Source organism: Mesorhizobium ciceri biovar biserrulae (assembly GCF_001618845.1).
Lineage (GTDB): Bacteria > Pseudomonadota > Alphaproteobacteria > Rhizobiales > Rhizobiaceae > Mesorhizobium > Mesorhizobium ciceri.
Genome location: NZ_CP015064.1, coordinates 5316808 through 5339730 on the forward strand (window position 1 = coordinate 5316808; position 22923 = coordinate 5339730).

General features: G+C 63.4%; 23 protein-coding genes. 18 read left to right on the forward strand and 5 right to left on the reverse strand.

Annotated elements, in window-relative coordinates; translation table 11 throughout:
• The first annotated feature begins 141 nt into the window (after window positions 1–141).
• The 4 genes from A4R29_RS25030 (at window position 142) to A4R29_RS25045 (ending at window position 4919) form a co-directional block, all read left to right on the forward strand.
• Complete coding sequence (locus tag A4R29_RS25030) at window positions 142–1134, forward strand: ABC transporter substrate-binding protein (RefSeq protein ID WP_024504424.1); 993 nt, start codon at window positions 142–144, stop codon at window positions 1132–1134.
• Between the two features lie 183 nt (window positions 1135–1317).
• Window positions 1318–2871: a sugar ABC transporter ATP-binding protein gene (locus A4R29_RS25035; RefSeq protein ID WP_027161302.1), complete on the forward strand. Its 1554-nt coding sequence runs from the start codon at window positions 1318–1320 to the stop codon at window positions 2869–2871.
• Complete coding sequence (locus A4R29_RS25040) at window positions 2868–3833, forward strand: ABC transporter permease (protein WP_027161301.1); 966 nt, start codon at window positions 2868–2870, stop codon at window positions 3831–3833. The genes A4R29_RS25035 and A4R29_RS25040 overlap by 4 nt, the downstream gene beginning before the upstream one ends.
• 66 nt (window positions 3834–3899) lie before the next feature.
• Window positions 3900–4919: a zinc-binding alcohol dehydrogenase family protein gene (locus A4R29_RS25045; protein ID WP_063173105.1), complete on the forward strand. Its 1020-nt coding sequence runs from the start codon at window positions 3900–3902 to the stop codon at window positions 4917–4919.
• A 190-nt stretch (window positions 4920–5109) separates the two neighbouring features.
• On the opposite strand, the gene phnF is transcribed toward A4R29_RS25045, so the two are convergent.
• Entirely contained in the window at window positions 5110–5859 is a 750-nt protein-coding gene (gene phnF, locus A4R29_RS25050; RefSeq protein WP_063173106.1) for a phosphonate metabolism transcriptional regulator PhnF, read from the reverse strand.
• Between the two features lie 133 nt (window positions 5860–5992).
• Between phnF and phnG the strand changes: the two genes are divergently transcribed.
• The 13 genes from phnG to phnE (A4R29_RS25115) all read left to right on the forward strand — a co-directional run bounded on the left by phnG (window position 5993) and on the right by phnE (A4R29_RS25115) (window position 16700).
• Window positions 5993–6454 (forward strand): phosphonate C-P lyase system protein PhnG, encoded by a 462-nt coding sequence (gene phnG, locus A4R29_RS25055; RefSeq protein ID WP_063173107.1) that lies wholly within the window; start codon window positions 5993–5995, stop codon window positions 6452–6454.
• Window positions 6454–7065, forward strand: a complete 612-nt coding sequence (gene phnH / locus A4R29_RS25060) for a phosphonate C-P lyase system protein PhnH (protein WP_063173108.1) — start codon at window positions 6454–6456, stop codon at window positions 7063–7065. The genes phnG and phnH overlap by 1 nt, the downstream gene beginning before the upstream one ends.
• A 1-nt stretch (window position 7066) precedes the next feature.
• A complete protein-coding gene (locus tag A4R29_RS25065; protein ID WP_063173109.1) occupies window positions 7067–8179 on the forward strand; it encodes a carbon-phosphorus lyase complex subunit in 1113 nt (370 codons plus the stop codon).
• Window positions 8176–8595 (forward strand): FosX/FosE/FosI family fosfomycin resistance hydrolase, encoded by a 420-nt coding sequence (gene fosX / locus A4R29_RS25070; RefSeq protein WP_013529521.1) that lies wholly within the window; start codon window positions 8176–8178, stop codon window positions 8593–8595. Before A4R29_RS25065 ends, fosX begins: the two co-directional genes overlap by 4 nt.
• Window positions 8592–8867: a hypothetical protein gene (locus A4R29_RS25075; RefSeq protein WP_063173110.1), complete on the forward strand. Its 276-nt coding sequence runs from the start codon at window positions 8592–8594 to the stop codon at window positions 8865–8867. The genes fosX and A4R29_RS25075 overlap by 4 nt, the downstream gene beginning before the upstream one ends.
• Before the next feature lie 5 nt (window positions 8868–8872).
• Window positions 8873–9772, forward strand: a complete 900-nt coding sequence (locus A4R29_RS25080; protein ID WP_063173800.1) for an alpha-D-ribose 1-methylphosphonate 5-phosphate C-P-lyase PhnJ — start codon at window positions 8873–8875, stop codon at window positions 9770–9772.
• On the forward strand, window positions 9769–10545 hold the full coding sequence (gene phnK, locus A4R29_RS25085) for a phosphonate C-P lyase system protein PhnK (protein ID WP_063173111.1): 777 nt from the start codon (window positions 9769–9771) through the stop codon (window positions 10543–10545). The genes A4R29_RS25080 and phnK overlap by 4 nt, the downstream gene beginning before the upstream one ends.
• Before the next feature lie 208 nt (window positions 10546–10753).
• Entirely contained in the window at window positions 10754–11461 is a 708-nt protein-coding gene (gene phnL, locus A4R29_RS25090; protein ID WP_013529517.1) for a phosphonate C-P lyase system protein PhnL, read from the forward strand.
• The gene (locus A4R29_RS25095) at window positions 11458–12072 is read left to right on the forward strand and encodes a DapH/DapD/GlmU-related protein (protein ID WP_063173112.1); all 615 of its coding nucleotides are present in this window, start codon (window positions 11458–11460) and stop codon (window positions 12070–12072) included. Before phnL ends, A4R29_RS25095 begins: the two co-directional genes overlap by 4 nt.
• Before the next feature lie 385 nt (window positions 12073–12457).
• On the forward strand, window positions 12458–13315 hold the full coding sequence (phnC, locus tag A4R29_RS25100) for a phosphonate ABC transporter ATP-binding protein (RefSeq protein ID WP_063173113.1): 858 nt from the start codon (window positions 12458–12460) through the stop codon (window positions 13313–13315).
• Window positions 13316–13407: 92 nt separating this feature from the next.
• Complete coding sequence (gene phnD / locus A4R29_RS25105; RefSeq protein WP_063169040.1) at window positions 13408–14316, forward strand: phosphonate ABC transporter substrate-binding protein; 909 nt, start codon at window positions 13408–13410, stop codon at window positions 14314–14316.
• 57 nt (window positions 14317–14373) lie between these two features.
• Window positions 14374–15330, forward strand: coding sequence for a phosphonate ABC transporter, permease protein PhnE (gene phnE, locus A4R29_RS25110; protein WP_063173114.1), 957 nt, complete (start codon window positions 14374–14376; stop codon window positions 15328–15330).
• A 2-nt stretch (window positions 15331–15332) separates the two neighbouring features.
• Window positions 15333–16700, forward strand: coding sequence for a phosphonate ABC transporter, permease protein PhnE (gene phnE, locus A4R29_RS25115; RefSeq protein ID WP_024504429.1), 1368 nt, complete (start codon window positions 15333–15335; stop codon window positions 16698–16700).
• A 212-nt stretch (window positions 16701–16912) separates the two neighbouring features.
• On the opposite strand, the gene A4R29_RS25120 is transcribed toward phnE (A4R29_RS25115), so the two are convergent.
• The 4 genes from A4R29_RS25120 to A4R29_RS25135 form a co-directional block, all read right to left on the reverse strand.
• On the reverse strand, window positions 16913–17851 hold the full coding sequence (locus tag A4R29_RS25120; protein WP_063172372.1) for an IS110 family RNA-guided transposase: 939 nt from the start codon (window positions 17849–17851) through the stop codon (window positions 16913–16915).
• 275 nt (window positions 17852–18126) lie between these two features.
• Complete coding sequence (locus A4R29_RS25125; protein WP_063173115.1) at window positions 18127–18978, reverse strand: sugar phosphate isomerase/epimerase family protein; 852 nt, start codon at window positions 18976–18978, stop codon at window positions 18127–18129.
• 224 nt (window positions 18979–19202) lie between these two features.
• On the reverse strand, window positions 19203–20390 hold the full coding sequence (locus tag A4R29_RS25130; protein WP_063173116.1) for a Gfo/Idh/MocA family protein: 1188 nt from the start codon (window positions 20388–20390) through the stop codon (window positions 19203–19205).
• A gap of 145 nt (window positions 20391–20535) precedes the next feature.
• Window positions 20536–21591, reverse strand: a complete 1056-nt coding sequence (locus A4R29_RS25135) for a sugar phosphate isomerase/epimerase family protein (RefSeq protein ID WP_013529509.1) — start codon at window positions 21589–21591, stop codon at window positions 20536–20538.
• Between the two features lie 400 nt (window positions 21592–21991).
• Here A4R29_RS25135 and A4R29_RS25140 point away from each other — a divergent pair, with 400 nt between their 5' ends.
• Window positions 21992–22879 (forward strand): sugar phosphate isomerase/epimerase family protein, encoded by an 888-nt coding sequence (locus tag A4R29_RS25140; protein ID WP_013529508.1) that lies wholly within the window; start codon window positions 21992–21994, stop codon window positions 22877–22879.
• Window positions 22880–22923: the final 44 nt, after the last annotated feature.

Below are 22923 nucleotides of genomic sequence, written 5' to 3' on the forward strand. Positions count from 1 at the left end.
TCAAACACCGCTTGCATCGATCTGTTCGATGCACTATCAAAACAGGGCAACTGTTTTTTATTGATAAAGTTCTGTTTGGGACCGCGCCTATCCGAACGGAGCTTCCGTATCGTTCACCGGGCGACTTAGGGAGGAAACCTCATGAAATTCGTGACCAACATTCTCAACCGCCGCGCCGTCATGGCGCTGGCAGCAGCTTCAATGCTCGCCGGCGTCATGCATCCGGCGCCGGTTTCGGCGGCGGACGTCACCATTCCGATCATCGTCAAGGACACCACGTCCTTCTACTGGCAGATCGTTCTGGCCGGCGCCCGCAAGGCCGGCAAGGATCTCGGCGTCAACGTGCCGGAACTCGGCGCCCAGGCTGAAACCGACGTCAACGGCCAGGTCTCGATCCTCGAGAACGCCGTTGCCAGCAACCCGGCGGCCATCGTCATTGCGCCGACCGAGTTCAAGGCGCTCGGCAAGCCGATCGATGAAGCCGCTGCCAAGGTCAAGGTCATCGGCATCGACTCCGGTGCCGACTCCAAGGCCTTCACCTCGTTCCTGACCACCGACAACGTCCAGGGCGGCCGCGTCGCTGCCGACGGCCTCGCAGCCGCCATCGGCGCCGCCAACGGCGGCAAGATCGAGGGCGACGTTGCCCTGATCACCAACGCACCTGGCGCCGGCTCGCTCGAACAGCGCAAGCAGGGCTTCACCGAACAGCTGGCCGCCAAATATCCGGGCCTCAAGCTGGTTGCCGACAAATACGCCGACGGCCAGGCCACCACCGGCCTCAACATCGCCACCGACCTGATCACCGCCAACCCGAACCTCAAGGGCATCTTCGCTTCCAACCTGATCATGGCGCAGGGCGTCGGCCAGGCCGTCGCGGAAAACAACCTTGGCGGCAAGCTGGCGCTGGTCGGTTTCGACAGCGACGAGAAGCTGATCAAGTTCCTCAACGACGGCGTCATTTCCGCCCTCGTCGTCCAGGATCCGTACCGGATGGGCTATGACGGCATCAAGACCGCGCTCGCCGCCTCCAAGGGCGAGAAGGTCGAAGCCAATGTCGACACCGGCGCCAATCTGGTGACCAAGGACAACATGAAAGACCCCAAGATCGACGCGCTGCTCAATCCGAAGCTCTGAGCCGTCGCATCCGCAATCGTCTCCGGGGCACCTCGCCCCGGAGACACAAACTGCCGCACAAACGGCTTGGCAATCCGCACGCCTGAGCCAGGCTGTTTTCGAGGCATATCCCTGCCTCGCCGCGTGCCAATCGTGAGGCCAGCCTGCGAAGCCAATCCGGGAGGCCAATCTGGGAGGATTGTCATGATTTCGACGGCGCAGGAACTGCATCCCGCACCCGTTCTGGAACAGGGGCGGACTATCCTCGAATTGCGTGGGCTGGAGAAGCGCTATCCCGGCACCCACGCGCTGAAACCGGTCGACCTCGCCTTCAAGTCCGGTGAGATCCACGCCATCGTCGGCGAAAACGGCGCCGGCAAATCCACGCTCATCAAGCTTCTGACCGGCGTCATGCCGCGCACCTCCGGAGAGATTGTCTGGGAGGGCCAGCCGGCCGCCCTGGCGACGCCGCACGAGGCGATGGCGCTCGGCATCAATGCCGTGCACCAGGAAGTCGTGCTGTGCCGTCACCTGACGGTCGCCGCCAACATGTTCCTCGGCGAGGAGAATTCGCGCTTCGGCATCCTGCAGCAGCGCGCCATGGTCAGGCAGGCGCAGACGATCATCGACGACCTGGGCTTCGACCTGCCGGCGCATGTCACGCTCGGCGACCTGACCATCGGCCAGCAGCAGCTGATAGCCGCCGCCCGCGCCACCGTGCGCGGCACCAAATTCCTAATCTTCGACGAGCCGACCGCCTACCTCACCCGCAAGGAAGCCGACCAGCTCTTCACGCTGATCCGCCGTCTGAAGGGCGAAGGCGTGACGATCATCTACATCAGCCACCGCATGGAGGAAGTGTTCGAACTCGCCGACCGGGTATCCGTGCTGCGCGACGGCACGCTGGTCGGCACCCGCAATATCGCAGAGACCAACGATGCCGAACTGGTCAAGATGATGATCAACCGCTCGATCGAGCAGGTCTATCACAAGGAGCATTTCACGCCGGGCGCCGCCATCATCGAGGCGAAAAACCTGTCCGGCAAGGGCTTCGAAAATGTCTCGATGACGGTCCGCGCCGGCGAGATCGTCGGACTCTATGGGCTGATCGGCGCCGGACGCAGCGAGTTCGTCACCACGCTCTACGGCCGCCACCGCAAATCCGCCGGCCAGATCCTCTGGGAAGGCAAGGAGGTACAGGTCAATTCCGAACATGACGCGATCAAGCTCGGCATGGCGCTGGCGCCGGAGAGCCGCCGCGACCAGGGCCTCTGCCTCAACCTGCCGGTCGGCTTCAACCTCAACCTGCCGATCTACAAGCGCATCTCGAACAATCTGCTGATTTCGAGCACGCAGGAGAAGACGCAGGCCGATCGCCAGATCGCCGATCTGCGCATCAAGACACCGACACGTGGCGCGCTCGCATCCAGCCTGTCGGGCGGCAACCAGCAGAAGATCGTCATCGGCAAATGGCTGGCGCACGGCGCCAAGCTGTTCATCTTCGACGAACCGACCGTCGGCGTCGATGTCGGCACCAAGGCCGAGATCTACCGCCTGTTCGGCGCGCTTTTGTCAAAGGGCGCCGGCATCATCCTGATCTCGTCCTATCTGCCGGAAGTCTATGAACTCGCCGATACGCTGCATGTGTTCCGGCGCGGCAAACTGGTGGCGACGCACGGTTTTCACGCCGCCAGCCACGAGGATATTCTCACTCAGGCGCTCGCCGAGAAACAAGAAAAGCAGGGAGGACAGATATGAGCACCGAGGCGATCGCCGTCGAAAAACCGAAGCGCAACTATAATGTCCTGTTCGGGCTGACGCTATTGGCGCTGCTGGTTCTGCTCTGGATCCTCCTCTCCGTGACGACGACGAGCTTCGCCTCGGCCAACAACCTAGCCAATCTCCTGCGCCAGGGCTCGATGATCGCCATCATGGCGGTCGGCCAGACCTTCGTCATCATCACCGGCGGCATCGATCTGTCGGTCGGCGCCGTGGTCGGCTTCGCCACCGTGGTCGTGGCCATGATGATCAATGCCGGCTTCCCCATCTGGCTCGCCATTCTGGTGACGCTGCTGGTCGGTGTCGCCATCGGCATGTTCCACGGCTTCGGTATCGTCAAGATGGGCCTGCCGCCCTTCATCATCACGCTGGCGACGTTGACCTCGCTGCGCGGCATCGGCCTTTTGATGACCAACGGCAATTCGATCAACATCAACAGCGACACCTTCACCGCCTTCTCGCGCAATTCCTTCATCGGCATCCCCAACCTGTTCTGGATGGTGATCCTGGTCGGCATTCCGGCCTATATCTTCCTGCACCACAGCCGCTGGGGCAGATACCTGTTTTCGGTCGGCTCCAACGCCGAGGCCTCGCGCCTGTCCGGCGTCAATGTCCAGCGCACCATCTACATGGCCTACACGCTGTCGGGCCTGTGCGCCGCCTTCGTCGGGGTGCTGCTGGCCGCCCGCATCGGCATCGGCAACCCGACGCAGGCCGAGGGCTGGGAACTGCAGGCGATCGCGTCGTCGGTCATCGGCGGCACCTCGCTGTTCGGCGCCGTCGGCTCGGTGCATGGGCCGCTGCTCGGCGCCTTCATCCTGGCCACCATCAACAACGGCGCCAACCTGCTCAACGTCAACTCGTTCTGGCAGCGCATCATCACCGGCGCGCTGATCATCATCATCGTCTACTTCGACGGCCTGCGCCGCCGCGGCAAGTAGCGACCCCGCAATCAACCGCCGGTCCGCCACACCAACGGGCCGGCGATTTCATGACTGGATTAGCGCATGAAAGCCGTCCTCTGCCGTTCGCCCGGCGATCTTGTCCTTGAAGACCGGCCCGCACCCGAGGCACCGCCTCCCGGCTGGGCGCTGGTGGCGGTCAGCCATGTCGGCATCTGCGGCACCGACTACCACATTTTCGAGGGCAAGCACCCGTTCCTCGCCTATCCCCGCATCATGGGTCATGAGGTCTCGGGTACCGTGATGGAGACCGGCGAAGGCGTCGAACTGGCCATTGGTGAGCCCGTCGTCGTCAACCCCTATCTTTCCTGCGGCAAGTGCATCGCCTGCCGGCACGGCAAGCCCAATTGCTGTGTCAGGATCGAGGTGCTTGGCGTGCATCGCGACGGCGCCATGTGCGAACGCATCCTGGTGCCGGCGCAAAATCTCTATCCGGCCAACGGCCTGTCGCTGGCCGACGCCGCCGCCGTCGAGTTCCTGGCCATCGGCGCGCATGCCGTGTGGCGCGCCCGCGCCGACCCCGGCGCCCGCACGCTGGTCATCGGCGCCGGCCCGATCGGGCTCGGCACCGCCATCTTCGCCCGCATCGCCGGGCTCGACGTGACGCTGCTCGACATGAGCAGTGAAAGGCTCGCCTTCGCTGCAAACGAGCTTGGTTTCCAGACCCTAGACGGCTCGCGCGGCGCGGTGCCCGATCTGGTCAGGGAAGCGACATCAGGCGAAGGCTTCGATGTCGTCTTCGACGCCACCGGCAACACCCAGTCGGTGCAGTCGGCCTTCGCCCATGTCGCGCATGGCGGAACGCTGGTGCTGGTCTCCGTCGTCAAGGACGACATCAGCTTTTCCGATCCGGAATTCCACAAGCGCGAGATGACGCTGATCGGCAGCCGCAACGCGCTGCGCGCCGACTTCGACCATGTCGCCGCCTCGATCCGCAACGGGGCCGTACCACTGGCCAAGCTCGTCACACACCGCACCACACTCGCCGCCACGCCGCGCGATCTGGCTCGTTGGGCGCATGAGAAATCCGGCCTGATCAAGGCTGTGATCGAGGTGGGGTTATAACATGGCAGGCGGCGAACCCAGCCCGAACTGACGACGCCCGAGCCAGGTCGACCCCACTCCGTCTCGGCGAAGCCGAGACGGAGTGGGGGAAGGCGGTCCTCAATCGCCAAGACGCAAGTGAGCGCGACCGAGCTGGTCTGATATCAGCGTGAGTCAGATAAATCACGGTCTCGTATAAGCCCGTCACTCCCTACAGCGCCGACAGCTTCAGCTCCACCCGTTCGGCCGGGAAGCGCGACTCGGAAAACTGGATCGGTTGGCCGTCCGGCGTGACGTTGACGGCGACCGTGACCAGTACGATGGCGCCCGGCTGCAGGTCGAGGTCGGCAAGGTCCGCCGCATCGGCATGGCGCGCCGACAGCACGGTCGATTGCCTGAGATAGTCGTCGATGCCGAAGCGCGCCAGCGAGGCGGTGATCGACCCTGTTTGCGCCATCGCGGCATCGATGCCGGCAAAGCGCCGGGCTTCGAACCAGCCAGCAGCGCGCGACACCGGCCGTCCATCGGCTTCGCCGCGCGTTTCCAGGCGGATCACATCGGCTCCCTTGGCAAGACCCAGTCCCTCGGCGACGCGCTGGCTGGCCGGCTCGACCGACGAGGCGAGCAAGGCGATGTGCCGTTCCGTCGTCTGCGCTTGCAGCCCTGTCGAAAACCGTGTGCGCGCCCCGATCGGATAGGACAGCCGCTTGCGCGACAGCACGAAGGTGCCGCGCCCCTGCTCGGCCCGCAGCACGCCTTCCCTTACGAGGGCTGATATGGCGCTGCGCACCGTGTGGCGGTTGACGCCATAGCGCTCTGCCAGCGCCACCTCCGGCGGCAGCGCTGCATTCTCCGTGAAATCGCCGATGGCGATCGCATGCAGCATCTTGTCGGCAATCTGCCGCCACAGCGAAACGCCACTGCGCCGCTCGATGCTGTCCGCTGCTAGCCGCCCGACCATCATTGCCCCAACCTTCCAGCGCCCAGTCTTCTATCGCTGTCATCCACCCGTCATGGACACCCGTTAGATAATAGGTATAATTTGTATAGTTGTCTATATCAATAGACAAATTTAGCCACGAGGACTACAGCTCATGCGAGGACAGGAAGCCCGCGACCAGGCCGAGCGCAAGGCCGCCATGGCAACCCTTGCGCAATCCAGCGGCGATGACATCGTGCGGCTCTGGAATGAGGCCGGACTGCCTTCGGACGCCGAGCTGTTGCGCGGCCCCGAAACCGGACTGGTCACCCTGCGCGGCCGCATCGGCGGCGGTGGCGCGCCCTTCAATGTCGGCGAGGCGACCGTCACCCGCGCCACGGTCCGGCTGCCGTCCGGACAGGTCGGCCATTGCTATGCGCTTGGCCGCGACAAGCAGAAGGCGAAGCTGGCGGCTATCGCCGACGCCCTATGGCAGGACCCTGCCCGCCGCAATGAGGTCGAGACCGGACTGATAGCGCCTCTGCGGTCGGCTCTGACCATGGCGCACGAAAAACGCCGCGCCGAGACGGCGGCAACGAAGGTGGATTTCTTCACCATGGTTCGCGGAGAAGACTGATGGACGCAGCTGTGCAATCGATCGAGGGCGGGTTCGCCGATCCGGTCTTCAACGCCCAGACCGTGTTCCGCGCCGTGATGGACGCAATGGCTCGGCCGGGCAGCGTGCAACCGCTGCCGGCCTTCGCCCGCCCGCCGGTGCCGCTCTCGGCTACCGCCGGCGCCATCGCACTGGCGCTGTGCGACAATGACACGCCGCTCTGGCTCGACCCGGCTTTGCAGGCCTCCACCGCGATCAGATCGTGGCTTGGGTTCCATACCGGCGCGCCATTGGCCAACACACCGGCCGATGCGCATTTCGCCTTGATCGCAGCACCTGCCGAGATGATGGCGCTCGATGGCTTTTCGCAGGGCACGCAGGATTATCCCGACCGCTCGACCACGCTGATCCTGCAGGTCAGCGATCTGGTCTCCGGCACGCCGCTATTGCTCGAAGGTCCTGGCATCGAAACCAGCGCCACGATCGCGCCGGCGCAGATGCCACGCCATTTCGTCGAGCAGTGGAAGCAGAATATCAAGCGCTTTCCGCGCGGCGTCGACATCATCCTCGCCACATCAGGCGGCATCGCCTGCCTACCGCGCACGACGCGCATCAAGACGATGGAGGCGTAAGATGTATGTCGCGGTAAAAGGTGGCGAAGCGGCAATCGCCAACGCCCACAGCCTGCTGGCCGACCGCCGGCGTGGCGACCGTTCGGTGCCCGCCCTGCGCCTCGACCAGATCGTCGAGCAGTTGGCGCTCGGCGTCGACCGGGTAATGAGCGAAGGCTCGCTCTATGATCGTGAACTGGCCGCGCTCGCCATCGTCCAGGCGCGCGGCGACATGATCGAGGCGATCTTCCTGGTGCGCGCCTACCGCACCACACTGCCGCGCTTCGGCTACTCCAAGCCGATCGACACCGCCAACATGCTGGTCGAGCGGCGCGTCTCGGCGACCTACAAGGATCTGCCCGGTGGCCAGTTGCTCGGACCTACCTTCGACTACACCCACCGGCTGCTCGATCCCGAGCTTGCCGCCGGCGCCGATGTCGCCGAGCCCTTGCTGCGCGAGACGGAAGCGCAAGCCATGCCACGCGTCTCGGCGATCCTCGCCCGCGAAGGCTTGATCGAACCGGATGGCGACATGCCGCAGGACCATGTCCCCGGCGACATCACCCGCGAGCCGCTCGAATTCCCGATGGCGCGCGACATCCGCCTGCAGGCGCTGTCACGCGGCGATGAAGGATTCCTGCTGGCGCTCGGCTATTCCACCCAGCGCGGCTATGCCCGCAACCACCCCTTCGTCGGCGAGATCCGCATCGGCGAAGTCGAGCTGGAGCTCGACGTGCCCGAACTGCCCTTCGCGGTGCCGCTCGGCACTGTCCGCGTCACCGAATGCCAGATGGTCAACCAGTTCAAAGGCTCGGCCAAGGCGCCGCCGCAATTCACCCGCGGCTACGGCCTGGTCTTCGGCCAGAGCGAACGCAAGGCGATGGCCGTGGCACTCTGCGACCGGGCGCTGCGCGCGAAAGAGCTCGGCGAGGATGTCGTCGCCGCGGCCCAGGACGAGGAGTTCGTCATCTCGCATTCCGACAATGTCCAGGCGACCGGCTTCGTCGAGCATCTGAAGCTGCCGCACTATGTCGACTTCCAGGCAGAACTCGATCTCGTACGCCGCATGCGCACCGAATATGACGCGCGCGAAAACCCCGTGAAGGTCGAAGAGAAGCGGGAGGCCGCGGAATGATCGAGGGCCTTTCCCACATGACCTTCATCGTCCGCGATCTCGAGCGGATGACCGAGATCCTCGAGGGCGTATTCGACGCACGCGAAGTCTATGCCAGCGACGCCAGGCAGTTCTCGCTGTCGCCCGAAAAATTCTTCCTGATCGGTGACATCTGGGTCGCCATCATGGAGGGCGAACCCTTGCCGGAGCGCAGCTACAACCACATCGCCTTCAAGATCGATGACGCCGATTTCGACCGCTATGCCGAGCGCATCGGCAGGCTCGGCCTCGACATGCGCCCGCCGCGCCCGCGCGTCGAGGGTGAAGGCCGCTCGATCTATTTCTACGACGAAGACAACCACATGTTCGAACTGCACACCGGCACGCTCAATGAGCGGCTGGCGCGCTATGCCAGGGGATCGGAGGCTGCGGAATGAATTTAGTGCCCGACGCCACCATGGCCGCCACCATCGTGGGAATGACCGCCATAGCCGTCATACCCGGAGTAATCACCATTCCCGACGCCCAGGGACTCACCTTGAGAGCCTTCTTTGGGGCCGGGCAGAATCATGCGCCGAAGGAAGAAGAGAACGACGCCGGCGAACACCACCAACAGAATTCCGAGATGCATCCATCCGGTCGAGTTCATCTGAATTCGCCCCTGTATCCGCGTCCTGGACGCCAATTCGATAACACAATGTGGATGTGATCGCCATGACCGACATCGCCACCTACAACTTCGCCTATCTCGACGAGCAGACCAAAAGGATGATCCGCCGGGCGATCCTCAAGGGCATCGCCATTCCCGGCTACCAGGTGCCGTTCGCTTCGCGCGAAATGCCGATGCCCTACGGCTGGGGCACCGGCGGCGTCCAGGTCACCGCTTCCATCATCGGCCCGGACGATGTGCTGAAGGTCATCGACCAGGGCGCCGACGACACCACCAATGCGGTGTCGATCCGCGCCTTCTTCAAGAAGGTCGCCAATGTCGCGGTGACGACCGACACTGCCAGCGCCACCATCATCCAGACCCGTCACCGCATTCCCGAGCATCCGCTGACGGCGGGCCAGGTCCTGGTCTATCAGGTGCCGATCCCCGAACCCCTGCGCTTCCTCGAACCGCGCGAGACCGAAACGCGCAAAATGCACGCGCTGGAGGAATATGGCCTCATGCACGTCAAGCTCTACGAGGACATCGCCAAGCACGGCCGCATCGCCACCACCTATGCCTATCCGGTCAAGGTCGAGGGCCGCTATGTGATGGACCCCTCGCCGACGCCGAAATTCGACAATCCCAAGATGCACCGCTCGCCGGCCCTGCAGCTGTTTGGCGCCGGCCGCGAAAAGCGCATCTACGCGGTGCCGCCTTTCACCGAAGTGGTCAGCCTCGACTTCGAGGATCATCCGTTCGAGGTCCAGACCTTCGACCAGCCCTGCGCGCTGTGCGCGGCCGAGAACGTCTATCTCGACGAAGTCATCCTCGACGACCATGGCGGCCACATGTTCGTCTGCTCCGACACGGACCATTGCGAGAAGCGGCGGGCGGACGGCTATCGCGGCCATCTTGCCCCGGAAAACCATCTTGCCTCGGGAACAAGGGAGCCGGCGCAATGACCGACGAACCGCTGCTGCGTGTCGCAGCACTTTCTAAATTCTACGGTTCGCGCGTCGGCTGCGACAACGTCTCCTTCGACCTGTGGCCGGGCGAAGTCCTGGCTGTGGTCGGCGAGTCCGGCTCCGGCAAGACGACATTGCTCAACTGCCTGTCGACGCGGCTGCTACCGAGCTCCGGCTCCGCCAGCTACCGCATGCGCGACGGCCAGTTCCGCGAGCTCTACCGCATGAGCGAGGCCGAGCGCCGCTTCCTGATGCGCACCGACTGGGGATTTGTCCATCAGAACCCCGCCGACGGTCTGCGCATGACGGTGTCGGCGGGCGCCAATGTCGGCGAGCGGCTGATGGCGGTCGGCGACCGTCACTACGGCAGGATCCGCGCCACCGCCGTCGACTGGCTGTCGCGTGTCGAGATCGACGAGGACCGCATCGACGACGAGCCCCGGGCCTTTTCCGGCGGCATGCGCCAGCGCCTGCAGATTGCCCGCAACCTCGTCACCGGGCCGCGCCTGGTGTTCATGGATGAGCCAACAGGCGGCCTCGATGTCTCGGTGCAAGCCCGCCTGCTCGACCTGCTGCGTGGTCTGGTCACCGATCTCGGTCTGGCGGCCATCGTCGTCACCCACGACCTTGCCGTGGCGCGGCTCTTGTCGCAGCGCATGATGGTGATGAAGGACGGCCGCGTCGTCGAAAGCGGCCTCACCGACCGCGTGCTCGACGATCCCCGCGCGCCCTACACGCAATTGCTTGTTTCCTCGATTTTGCAGGTTTGACGATGGCGCCAAGGCACCCCCCTCTGGCCTGCCGGCCATCTCCCCCTCAAGGGGGGAGATTGGCTATCGTCCTCGGTTTCGCCACTCTCCAACGTTGCAGAACAAGCGCAACGAGAAAGCCGCCGATCTCCCCCCTTGAGGGGGAGATGCCTGGCAAGGCAGAGGGGGGCGTTGGCCCGCAAACGAACGACAATTGGAGGCCCTTCTGATGGCAACCCCCCTCGTTGTCTCCGACGTCGCCAAGAGTTTCACCATGCACCTGCGCGACGGCATCAAACTGCCTGTTGTCGCCGGTGTCTCGTTCTCGATCAGGGCTGGCGAATGCACCGTGCTCGGCGGTCCTTCCGGTGCCGGCAAGAGCTCGATCCTGAAGATGCTCTACGGCAACTACGCCGTCGACGAAGGCCAGATCATCGTCACGCATGATGATGGGCTGATCGACCTCGCCACCGCCAGCCCGCGCACCGTGCTGGCCATACGCCGGCAAACGATCGGCTATGTCAGCCAGTTCCTGCGCACCGTGCCGCGCGTCTCGGCGCTCGACGTCGTCGCCGAACCGCTGGTCGAGCGCGGCGAGGATCGCGAGATTGCCCGCGGCAAGGCGCGCGCCTTGCTGGCGCAGCTCAACCTGCCGGAGAAACTCTGGGCCTTGCCGCCTGCGACCTTCTCCGGCGGCGAGCAGCAGCGCGTTAACATCGCGCGCGGCTTCATCACCGAGCATCCGATCCTGCTGCTCGACGAGCCGACAGCCTCGCTCGATGCCAGGAACCGCGATGTCGTGATCGAACTCATCGCCGCCAAGAAGGCTGCAGGTGTCGCCCTGCTCGGCATCTTCCATGACCACGATGTACGCGAGGCGGTTGCCGACCGCATCATCGACGTCACCGCTTTCGCGCCCGGAAAAATCGCCGCATGACCAGGAAATTGTCCGCGACGCCGCTGGTCCACCCGACGGCGGATGTACAGAATTCGACGCTCGGCCGCTGGACCGAGATCGCCGACCGCAGCCGGGTCTCGGAAAGCGAACTCGGCGACTATTCCTACATGATGCAGGACTGCTCCGTCTGGTGCGCGACGATCGGCAAGTTCGCCAACATCGCGGCCAGCGTGCGAATCAACGCCACCAACCACCCGACCTGGCGGCCGACGCTGCACCATTTCACCTATCGCGCCTCCGACTACTGGGACGATGCCGAGCACGAAAGCGAATTCTTCGCCCAGCGCCGCGCCAAGCGGGTCACCATCGGCCACGACACCTGGCTTGGTCACGGCTCGACCATCCTGCCCGGTGTCACCATCGGCGATGGCGCCGCGGTCGGCGCCGGCGCTGTCGTCTCGAAAGATGTAGCGCCCTATACGATCGTCGCCGGCGTGCCGGCAAAGCCGATCCGCGAGCGCTTCGATCGCCGCACGGCCGAACGCTACCAGGCGCTGGCCTGGTGGCACTGGGACCATGCAAGGCTGCGCGCTTGCCTTGAGGACTTCCGTGAGCTGTCCGCAGAGGCATTTCTGGAGAAGCATGGTTGACGCGAATGGTGCTTTCATCGAACTAATAATCACCCAACCCAGAGCCATGGGGCATATGTGACCTTTATTGTCGTAATACCTCTTTTCATTGGACTGGGGTTGGTCGCGTTGGGAATTTTGGTGATTAAGCTTGCAGCTAAGCGTTGGAGGCAATCCGACGTTGGCTCTTCAATAACGTTGATGATATTAGGCTGTGTTTTGTTCACGGCGGCGATAGCTCCACTCTATATGCTGTGGGTCCTTGCGCAACTTACAGGTAAGCCAGGCTGACAAGCTAAGGCCTGTGGAGCGTAACAAAACTGACATCATCGCGACACGGCAGGTTCATGTGGCTGCGTTAGGCGAGAGCCTGACGATCAATGGTCCCGGACTGGAACCTGCCCCCATGCCAGCAAATTCTGCCACGCTCGAAATCCGCGGTGTCACCCGACGATTTGGCAAGAACACTGCCGTCAGCGACATCAACATCGCGATCCCGCAGGGTCAGATGGTTGGCGTCATCGGCCGTTCGGGCGCCGGCAAATCAACCCTCCTTCGCATGATCAACCGTCTCATCGATCCCAGCCAGGGTTCGATTTTTTTTGACGGCGCCGAGGTCTCGAAGCTGAGCGGTTCGCCGCTGCGGCGCTGGCAGCGTGACTGCGCCATGATCTTCCAGCAGTTCAACCTGGTGCCGCGCCTCGACGTGCTGACCAATGTGCTGCTCGGCAAGCTGAACCACCGCTCGACCATCACTAACCTGTTCGGCATGTTCTCCCGCGCCGAATGCGCCGAGGCGGTCGCGGCACTCGAGCGGCTCGACATCGTCCGCACCGCGCTGCAGCCCGCCGGCACCTTGTCGGGCGGCCAGCAGCAGCGCGTCGCCATCGCTCGCGCCATGATGCAGCAGCCCAGAGTGATCCTCGCCGACGAGCCGATCGCCTCGCTCGACCCGCTCAACGCCAAGGTGGTGATGGATTCGCTGCAGGACATCAATTTGCGCGAAGGCATCACCGTCGTCACCAATCTGCACACGCTGGACACCGCCCGCACCTACTGCAACCGCATCATCGGCATGGCTGCCGGCAAGGTCGTCTTCGACGGCCCGCCGGAAGAGCTTAACCGCGAGGCGGTGCGCCTCGTCTACGGCGCCGACAGCAATGGCCAGGAAATCTCCGAGGCCATCACCTCGACCAGCGTTGCCTTCAGCCGAAAGATCGCCGCATCCGCCGGACCGCTCGAGCCCGCATTCCCGGGATATTGAGAGCGGTTGGGATCGCCAGCCCACGTCAAGGGCACCTGTCAAAATCGATAACGCTGCCGGCGCGGGGCCGGAACCTACAGGAGAGATAACAGATGTTCAGGAAGATGGTTTTTGGCGCCGTTTCGGTGCTCGCCATGGCGACCAGCATGGCCCATGCCGCCGACATGAAGGAATTTCGCGTCGGCATTCTCGGCGGCGAAAACGAAACCGACCGGCTGCGCAACTACCAGTGCCTCGCCGACCATCTGAAGGCCGAATTCGGCTTCGAAAAGGTCTCGCTGTTCCCCGCCGCCGACTATGACGGCGTCATCCAGGGCCTGCTCGGCGGCACGCTCGACTTCGCCGAACTCGGCGCTTCCGGCTACGCCAGCGTCGCTCTCAAGGACCCGAAGGCGGTCACCCCGATCCTCACCACCCAGCAGACCGACGGCGCCACAGGCTATTATTCGATCGGCCTGGCGCTGAAATCCTCCGGCATCACCGACATCAAGTCGGCCAAGGGCAAGAAGCTCGGCTACGCCGATCCGGATTCTACCTCCGGCTACCTGATCCCGCTGACCCAGATCCCGAAGGATACCGGCGCTTCGAACGAAACCTTCTTCGCCTCGACCCAGTTCAACGGCGGTCACGAGAACAACGTCCTGGCCGTGCGTGACGGCAAGGTCGACGTGGCGGTGGACGATTCTTCCGGCATCGGCGACTTCAAGGACGGCTACACCTCCGGCACCTTCCACAAGGAAGTCGCCAAGGGCGCCGTCGACCCCAACGACTTCGTCGAAGTCTGGCGCTCGGGTCTGATCCCGAACGGCCCGCTGGTCGTGCGCACCGCGCTCGGCGACGAAATGACCGCCAAGCTCGCCGACTTCTTCACGCAGTTGCCGAAGAAGGACAAGGCTTGCTTCGAAGGCGTCGAGGGCGGCGACTTTACCGGCTACGTCCCGGTTAAGGCGGACTTCTACAACGTCATCGTCGAAGCCCGTAAGGCAGCCATCGGCGGCTAACGGCGAAACCAGGAAGGGCGGCGTCGAGAAAACGCCGCCCTTCTTGCATGTCCGATCATGACCCTTTCCGTGACAGCCCCTTCCGGCGCCACTCACCAGATGGCCGACGCCTGGCGTCGCCAGACGTCCTTGCGCCGGCTCTACACCGCCATCGGTGTCGGCCTGCTCATCACCGCGCTCGGCAGCACCATGTGGTTCGCCGACGAGGCCAATGCCGGGCATTTCTTCGACCGGTTGCCGCATTTGCTGGATTTCCTGAGCTGGCTCGTCCCCAAGGACTGGAACGATGTCTGGCGGGCGATGTTCGACATCACTTCCCCGCATGACACCGGTACCCAGGAATTCAATTTTCCGCTTGGCCGCTCCTATGTCTGGGGCAGCTTCTACATCCCCGAATATTTCGAGCTGATGCTGACCACGCTCAACGTGGCCCTGGTCTCGACCTTCATCGGCTTCGTCTTCGCCGTACCGTTCTCCTTCATCGCGGCGCGCAATTTGACGCCGCATCCGGTGCTGCGGCTGATCGTCAAGCGCCTCATGGAACTGCTGCGCGCCTTTCCCGAGATCGTCATCGCCGGCCTGTTCGCCGCCATCGTCTCGATCGGCCCGATCGCCGCCATCATCGCCATCGGCCTGCACTCGATCGGCGCGCTGGGCAAGCTGTTCTACGAGATCAGCGAGAACATCGACATGCGCGCCGAGGAAGGCCTGAGGGCCGTCGGCGCCAACTGGTTCGAGCGGGTTCGCTTCGCCGGCCTGCCGCAGGTGCTGCCCAACTTCATGTCCTACACGCTGCTGCGTGTTGAGATAAATGTCCGCATTTCCACCATCATGGGCGCGGTCGGCGGCGGCGGTATCGGCGAGGAGTTGAAGCTGTCGATCTCGCGCGGCTTCGGCGCCAAGACGATAGCCCTCGTGCTGCTCCTGTTCACGACGATCTTCATCGTCGACCAGTTCTCCGCCTGGCTGCGCCGCAAGCTGGTCGGCGAGCAGGCTTTCGTGATGAGCGCTTGACCATGGCCACCATGACCGCCGATCAGATCCAGTCGATCGAAGAGCGCTTCCCGCAGGTGTTCCAGCGGCCGTTCCACAAGCGCTTCGGGCCGCTGATGCTGCTTGGCGGCATCTTTCTCTACCTGCTGTACGCCTTGTGGTTCTTCAACCTGCCGCAGGTCATGCGGGAATCGCACTGGGAGCGGCTGCCGCTGTTCCTGACCCAGTGGATCAGCTACGACGTGCAGCCGATCTTCCGCCTCGATGAACCGCAGATCACTGCCAAATATCCACGCTTCTCGGTGCTCGGCCCGAACCCGGATCCGGACTGGGTCAAGACCAATGCCGATGGTTCGGTGACGATCCTGATCGACGGCACCGCCAAGTCGATTACCTTCACCAAGACGCAAGCGACGATAATTGCCAACGGTGAGACCGTTGCGGTCGCACTCGGCACCGGCAAGCCGCTGATCTCGGGACCGGTTCCCGGCTGGATCACCGCGCATGAGGATGAGGTGGTCGCCGACATGGGCTTTGCCGGCGAGGCCCGCGTCGCCGTTGACCGCGTCAGGATACGCAAGCGGTTTCTAGGCTGGGCAAACTTCATCTTCGACACGCGTTCGCCTTTCTTCGGCAAGTCGGCAAGCGAAGTCGCTTCGCTGATCGTCTCCGGGCCGGAACTGAAACCGGGCACGTCAAATCTGGCGCTGGCCGGCGACAACATCTGGAACAACGCCCAGTGGCAGCATGGCGATGTCTGGACGAAGCTGCTGCAGACCATCGTCATGGCCTTTCTCGGCACCATGCTGGGCGGCATCGTCGCCTTCCCGCTGGCCTTCTTCGCCGCCCGCAACATCACGCCCAGCCGGCTGGTCAACCAGGTGCTCAAGCGCTTCTTCGATTTCATGCGCTCCATCGACATGCTGATCTGGGCGCTGTTCTTCACCCGCGCCTTCGGGCCGGGACCGCTGGCTGGCAGTGCGGCGATCTTCTTCACAGAGGTCGGCACGCTCGGCAAAACCTATTCCGAGGCGCTGGAGAACATCGACGACAAGCCGCGCGAGGGGATTACCTCGACCGGAGCCAACGGCCTCCTGGTGCAGCGCTACGGCGTGCTGCCGGAAGTGGTGCCGGTGTTCATCAGCCAGACGCTCTACCAGTGGGAATCCAACACCCGCGGCGCCACCATCATCGGCGCTGTCGGTGCCGGCGGCATCGGCCTGAAGCTGTGGGAAGCGATGCGCACCAACTCCAACTGGGCCAACGTCTTCTACATGGTGCTGCTGATCCTGCTCGTCGTCTTCATCTTCGACAACATCTCCAACTTCCTGCGCCGCCGGCTGAGCCGGACCATCCACGACTACAACAGGATCCAGGCTGAGCAGGGGTAGGCTTGTGATGCAGACGCGCAAGTCGTCTCGACCGGCGCCAAAGGATCGACCCCCACTCCGTCGAGCTTCGCTCGACACCTCTCCCCCTATCGACGGGGTAGAGGAAAGCGCCAGGCTGTCCGAGCCGACGCCTGTCCTCTTAGGCCGAGTGTCCTCCCAGGCCGAGGCTTCCTTCCTCTCCCTCCGGAGGGGGAGAGCGACTATCTGGGGTGTCAAGTTGCACTCGCGAACTCGTTGCGCGCATCGCGTGCTTTTGCATTGAGGATGACGAGGAGTTTTCTGGCGAGTGCGATGCGGATGAGCATTTTTGGCTTTCCCGCCTGTTGCAACCGTTGAGCGAAAGCTTTGAGATTGGGATCGAATTTGGCCACGATGGCTGCGACGATGAAGAGGATGCCACGCGGCCCGGCGCGTCCGCCGCGCACATGCCTGTTGCCGGTGCGCTTGCCGCTATCGTTGGCGAAGGGAGCGAGGCCTGCCAGCTTGGCGATGGCCTTGTTGGAGATGAGGCCGATCTCGGGCAGTTCGGCCATCAGGCGGGCGACGGTGCGTCCGGCCACGCCCTTCAGCGAACGAAAGGCCTGCTCCAGCCTGGCCCACAGCGGATCGTCATCGATCATCGAGGCAATCTCGCCTTCCAGGCGCCGTTGCTCGCGCTTGAGGAAGGCCAGCATCGCCTCGATGCTGGCGCATACCTCGGCGTCGCGTGCGGCACTTCTACGCTGCTTGTTGATGGTCGCATCGCCGACAATCTGGCAAAGCCGGCCAACCAACGCGGCAAGCCGCTGCTGGGCGGCGCTTGGCGGTGGCGTCGGCACAGTGTTCTTGACTGCGCCGTAGTGGGCGATGACAGCGGCGTCGATCCTGTCGGTCTTCTCAAGATAGCCCATCGCCTCGGCGAAACGGCGCACGCTCTTGGCATTGACCACGCCGCACGGCATGCCGTGCGCCCACAAGAGCATGAATCCCAGCCGTTCATAGCCGCCCGATGCCTCCATCACCGCAAGGGCTGCGTCATGGCTGCGGCAGAACAGCCAAAGAGCTGCGATCCCCGCCGCGTCGTTGGCGAAGCGCGCTGCCGCTCCGCCAGGCCAGACATGCGCGTCCAGCCAATCTTTCGAAACATCAACTCCACAAATAATCCTGTTCACGGTAACCTGCCTTGTGCGTACGGTTGGAACCAAGCGACTGTTCGGTCGTGCGTGATGAAGGCGAAGATCCCAAGCTCTCCGGCGGCTGTAACCTCAGGTGGTACGGGCGACTTCGCCAAGCCAAGGTCCGGGCGGCCACCCGGACCTTGGCTCAATCGCTCTAATCCCACGAAATCTCTCTCGTGTAGATACAAGGTGGCTCGGCGAAGCCGAGACGGAGTGGGGGAACCACCTGGCAACCGCCGCGAACGCAAATAGAAAATGGGCCAGGGCGCCTAAGCCGCCTTCTTCCACCCGCTCTTGATATGCCTATACCCCTCCCGATAGACCGCTTCCGGCGTCTCTGAGAAATCCCGCCACACCTTGGTCGCCGCCGCCAAATCCTTGAGTGAGCGGCCGAACGCCTCGATCGTCAGCCAATCGTCATAGCCGCTCTTGCGGATGGCGGAAAACGTTTCGGTCCACGGAATGTTGCCGCGCCCCGGCACGCCGCGATCATTCTCCGAGATATGGATATGCACGACATTCCTGCGGTGTTTCGTGTAGGCGCCGATCGGGTCGGCCTCCTCGATATTGGCGTGGAAGGTGTCGTACATCGCCTTGATGTGCGGCCGGTCGATGGCCTCGATATGCTCCGACAGGTCCGCCATCGTGTTGAGCAGGTAGCATTCGAAGCGGTTGAGCGCCTCGAGCCCGATGGTGACGTTCCTCTGGCCGGCATGGTCGCCGATGGCGCGCTGCGAGCCGACGGAGCGCTTCTTCTCCGCGGCCGTCGGCCCAGAGCCGGAAAAGGACCCGAGCGTCGAATGCAGAGGGCCGCTCAGCGTGTTGGCGCCAAGTGCCTGCGCGCAGTCGATCGCCCATTTCATGTAGTCGACACCGGCCTTGCGCGTTGCCGCGTCGGCCGCGATCAAATTCATCGCCGGATCGCCCATGGCCGAAACAGCAGTCCGCTCCAGCCCGATGCGGTCGAGCAGATCGCCGAGCTTTTTATAATCGTCCGGCGTGCCGGCGAAGATCGGTATCTCGACGCCATCGAAACCGGTCGCCTTGATGTCGCGCAGCAGCGGCTCGTGTTTCTTCGACACCGCCGTCGTCCACAAGAACATGCACATGCCGATTTTCATCGAAGCCCCCTCCCTTTGACGGCGCACTGGCTGTTCCGCCGCTTCGCGCCATGCCCCCTCATCCGACCGCTTCGCGGCCACCTTCTCCCCGCTGGGGAGAAGAGACTTGGCGTCGCGCCATCTCCTCCTCCTCTCCCCTCGGGGAGAGGTCGGATTGCCCCGAATTGCCCTTCGCAATTCGGCTGGCAATCCGGGTGAGGGGGCCTTCGTTACCCGCCGTGCGACTACAGCTTCGTCCACGCCCCGTTCTTCTTCGACGACTTCACGCAAGCCTCGATGAAGGCCATGCCCTCGACGCCGTCCTGTATGGTCGGGAAGACGACATCCTTTGCCGGCTTGCCGCCCTTCTTACGCGCCGCCCGGATGGCGCGTGCGGCCTCCTGGTAGATGTTGGCGAAGCCTTCGAGGTAGCCTTCCGGATGGCCTGACGGCACGCGGCTGACACGGCCCGCCACCGGCAGCGCGCCGGCGCCATTGCGGGTAATCAATTGCTTTGGCTGGCCGAACGGCGTGTACCAGAGATAGTTCGGGTCGGCCTGCACCCATTCCAGCCCACCCTTCGAGCCATAGATGCGCAGCTTCAGCCCGTTCTCATGGCCGGGCGCCACCTGGCTTGCCCAGATCATGCCCTTGGCCGGGTGCGTCTTGCCGGTAGGCTTGAAGCGCAGCATGACGTTGACGTTATCATCCAGTAGCCGTCCCGGCACGAAGGCGTCGAGATCGGCCGACAGGGAGTCCAGTTCCAGCCCCGAGACGAAGCGGGCGAGGTTGTAGGCATGCGTGCCGATATCGCCCAGCGCACCGCCGGCACCTGCCTGCTTGGGGTCGGAGCGCCACGCCGCCTGCTTCTGGCCTGTCGCCGCCAAATCCTCGGTCAGCCAGTCCTGCGGATATTCGGACTGCACGATGCGGATGTCGCCGAGCACGCCCTTGGCGACCATTTCGCGTGCTTGCCGCACCATCGGATAGGCGGTGTAGTTGTGCGTCAGCACGAACACCTTGCCGGTCTTCTCGACTATCGCCGCAAGCTTTTTCGCCTCGGCCAGCGTCGTCGCCAGCGGCTTGTCGCAGATGACGTGGATGCCGGCCTCGAGGAAAGCTTTTGCCGCCGGCACATGCACATTGTTGGGCGTGACGATGGCCACCGCCTCGATGCCGTCGGGGCGCTTCGCCTCGGCCTTGGCCATCTCGGCATAGGATGCGTAGCTGCGTGAGGGGTCGAGCCCCAGTTCGGCGGCCGAGGCCTTGGCACGGGCCGGGTCGGCTGACAAAGCGCCGGCAACCAGCACGAACTCGTTGTCCAGCCGCGCCGCGATCCGATGCACCGCGCCGATGAAGGCGCCTTGCCCGCCGCCGACCATGCCGTAGCGGATCGGGCCGCCTCCCGTTTCCGACTTCGATGCGCCGACCATATCTTGCTCCTCGCTGTTGCTTACCCCCTTGAGGGGAGGTCGATCCGCGCAGCGGATCGGGTGGGGTCGTTGAGGCAGAGCGCGGTGTGAACCGACCCACCCGGCCTTTGGGCCACCCTCCCCGCGAAGGGGAGGGAAAATCGAGCTAGATTCCCATCATGGCGCGCAGCAACTTCTTGTCGGTGGTGCCAGCGGCGAAGTCGTCGAATGCCTTTTCCGTCACCCGGATGATGTGGTGCTCGATGAAAGGCGCGCCTTCGGCCGCACCATCCTCCGGATGCTTCAGGCAGCACTCCCACTCCAGCACCGCCCAGGAATCATAATTGTACTGCGTCAGCTTGGAGAAGATGCCGCCGAAATCCACCTGTCCATCGCCCAGCGAACGGAAGCGCCCGGCGCGGTTGGTCCAGCTCTGATAGCCGGAATAGACGCCTTGCCGGCCGGTCGGGTTGAACTCGGCGTCCTTGACGTGGAACGCCTTGATGCGCTCGTGATAGATGTCGATGAATTCGAGATAGTCGAGCTGCTGCAGCAGGAAATGCGACGGATCGTAATTGATGTTGCAGCGCTTGTGGCCGCCGACCGCGTCGAGGAACATCTCGAAAGTGGCGCCGTCGAAAACGTCTTCAGACGGGTGAATTTCATAGCCGACATCGACGCCGTTGTCCTCGTACACGTCGAGAATCGGCTTCCAGCGTTTGCCGAGCTCGCCAAACGCTTCCTCAATGAGTCCAGCCGGCCGCTGCGGGAACGGATAGAGGTAAGGGAAAGCCAGCGAGCCGGTAAACGACACTGAAGCATTCAGGCCTAGATTACGCGATGCTTTAGCGCCGAACTTCATCTGCTCGACAGCCCACTTCTGCCGGGCTGCGGGATTGTTGTGCACCGATGGCGGCGCAAAGCCATCCATCTGCGCGTCATAGGCAGGATGCACCGCCACCAATTGCCCCTGCAGATGCGTCGACAATTCCGTGATCTCGACGCCGGCGTCGGCGCAAATGCCTTTCACCTCGTCGCAATAGGCCTTGGAAGAGGCCGCCTTCTTGAGATCGAACAGCCGCGCGTCCCAGGTCGGGATCTGCACGCCCTTGTAGCCGAGACCGGCCGCCCATTTGGTGATCGACGCCAGTGAGTTGAACGGCGCGGCGTCGCCCGCGAACTGCGCCAGAAACAGCCCCGGGCCCTTCATTGTCGTCGGCATCGGCATCCTCCCTCATTTCTCTCGCGACCGAGCATAGCGCCGATTGGAAACAGGGCCAGCCACTTTGGTCTTTTCTCAACGGGCGCTTGCACGCACCACCATTCTGGTATTACCAAATGTGGAATTTTGGTCAAGCCTTGCAATGCGCCATCATGACCCCAAAACCACCCGGCGCAGGCATATATATCTCAATATAATCAAGGAAATACTCCACAGCGAAAGTTGCATCCCGGCGCTTCTTGCCGATCCGGATAATTTGCTGTAGACCTCGCTTCAGGCCCAATTGGTCGAACCAGTTTGCGAGAAAAGGCTGGGAACGCCTTGGGGAGGAACCTTTGTGTCGCCTTTTGGCGATGCATGTCGCAGGCGAACCATAGAGACGAGTTGGGAAGGACAGACCATGCATCTTTCGACGCACAACTGGATGCGCGCGGAACCCTTGGAAACGACGCTCAAGCGCATCAAGAAATTCGGCTATGAGTCGATCGAGATTTCCGGCGAACCCGAGCAGTACAAGACCAGGGAGACCCGGGCGCTTCTGAAGGAGCATGGCATTCGTTGCTGGGGCGCGGTGACCCTGATGCTGGGCGAGCGCAACCTTGCCGCCAGGAACCAGGGCCAGCGCGAGCGTTCCGTTCAGTATGTCAAGGACGTGCTGACCATGGTCAGCGAACTCGATGGCGAGATCATCACGCTGGTTCCGGCGACCGTCGGCAAGGTCGTGCCTGACGGCACCGAGGAAGAGGAATGGAAGTGGGTCGTCGACGCCACCCGCGAATGCTTCACCCACGCCAAGAAGGTCGGCGTCAAGATCGCTGTTGAACCGCTCAACCGCTTCGAGACCTATCTGTTCAATCGCGGCGCCCAGGCGCTGGCTTTGGCCGACGCGGTCAGCCCCGAATGCGGTGTCTGCCTCGACGCCTACCACCTCCATATGGAAGAATTTAACGTCTATGACGCGATCCGGCAGGCCGGAAAGCGCCTGTTCGACTTCCATGTCGCCGACAACAACCGCTTCGCCGCCGGTCTCGGCCAGATCGACTGGCCGAAGATCGTCGCCACCTTGCGCGAGATCGGCTACGACGGCGCGCTGACCAACGAGTTCGTCGCGCCCGTCGACCGGACGCCGGCGGCCCCCTATCCCGACATGGTCGAGCGCAATCCGGTCGATATCTCGCCCGAACAGCTGAAGTTCATCCAGGACCACGGCTCCAGCGTGCTCACCGAGAAATTCTACACCGACCAGATGCGCATCAACGCCGAAACGTTGCTGCCGCTGATCAAGTAGTCGACTGCCTCAGGGAAATTCGCCCTTCCGCCCTGACCGGCGCA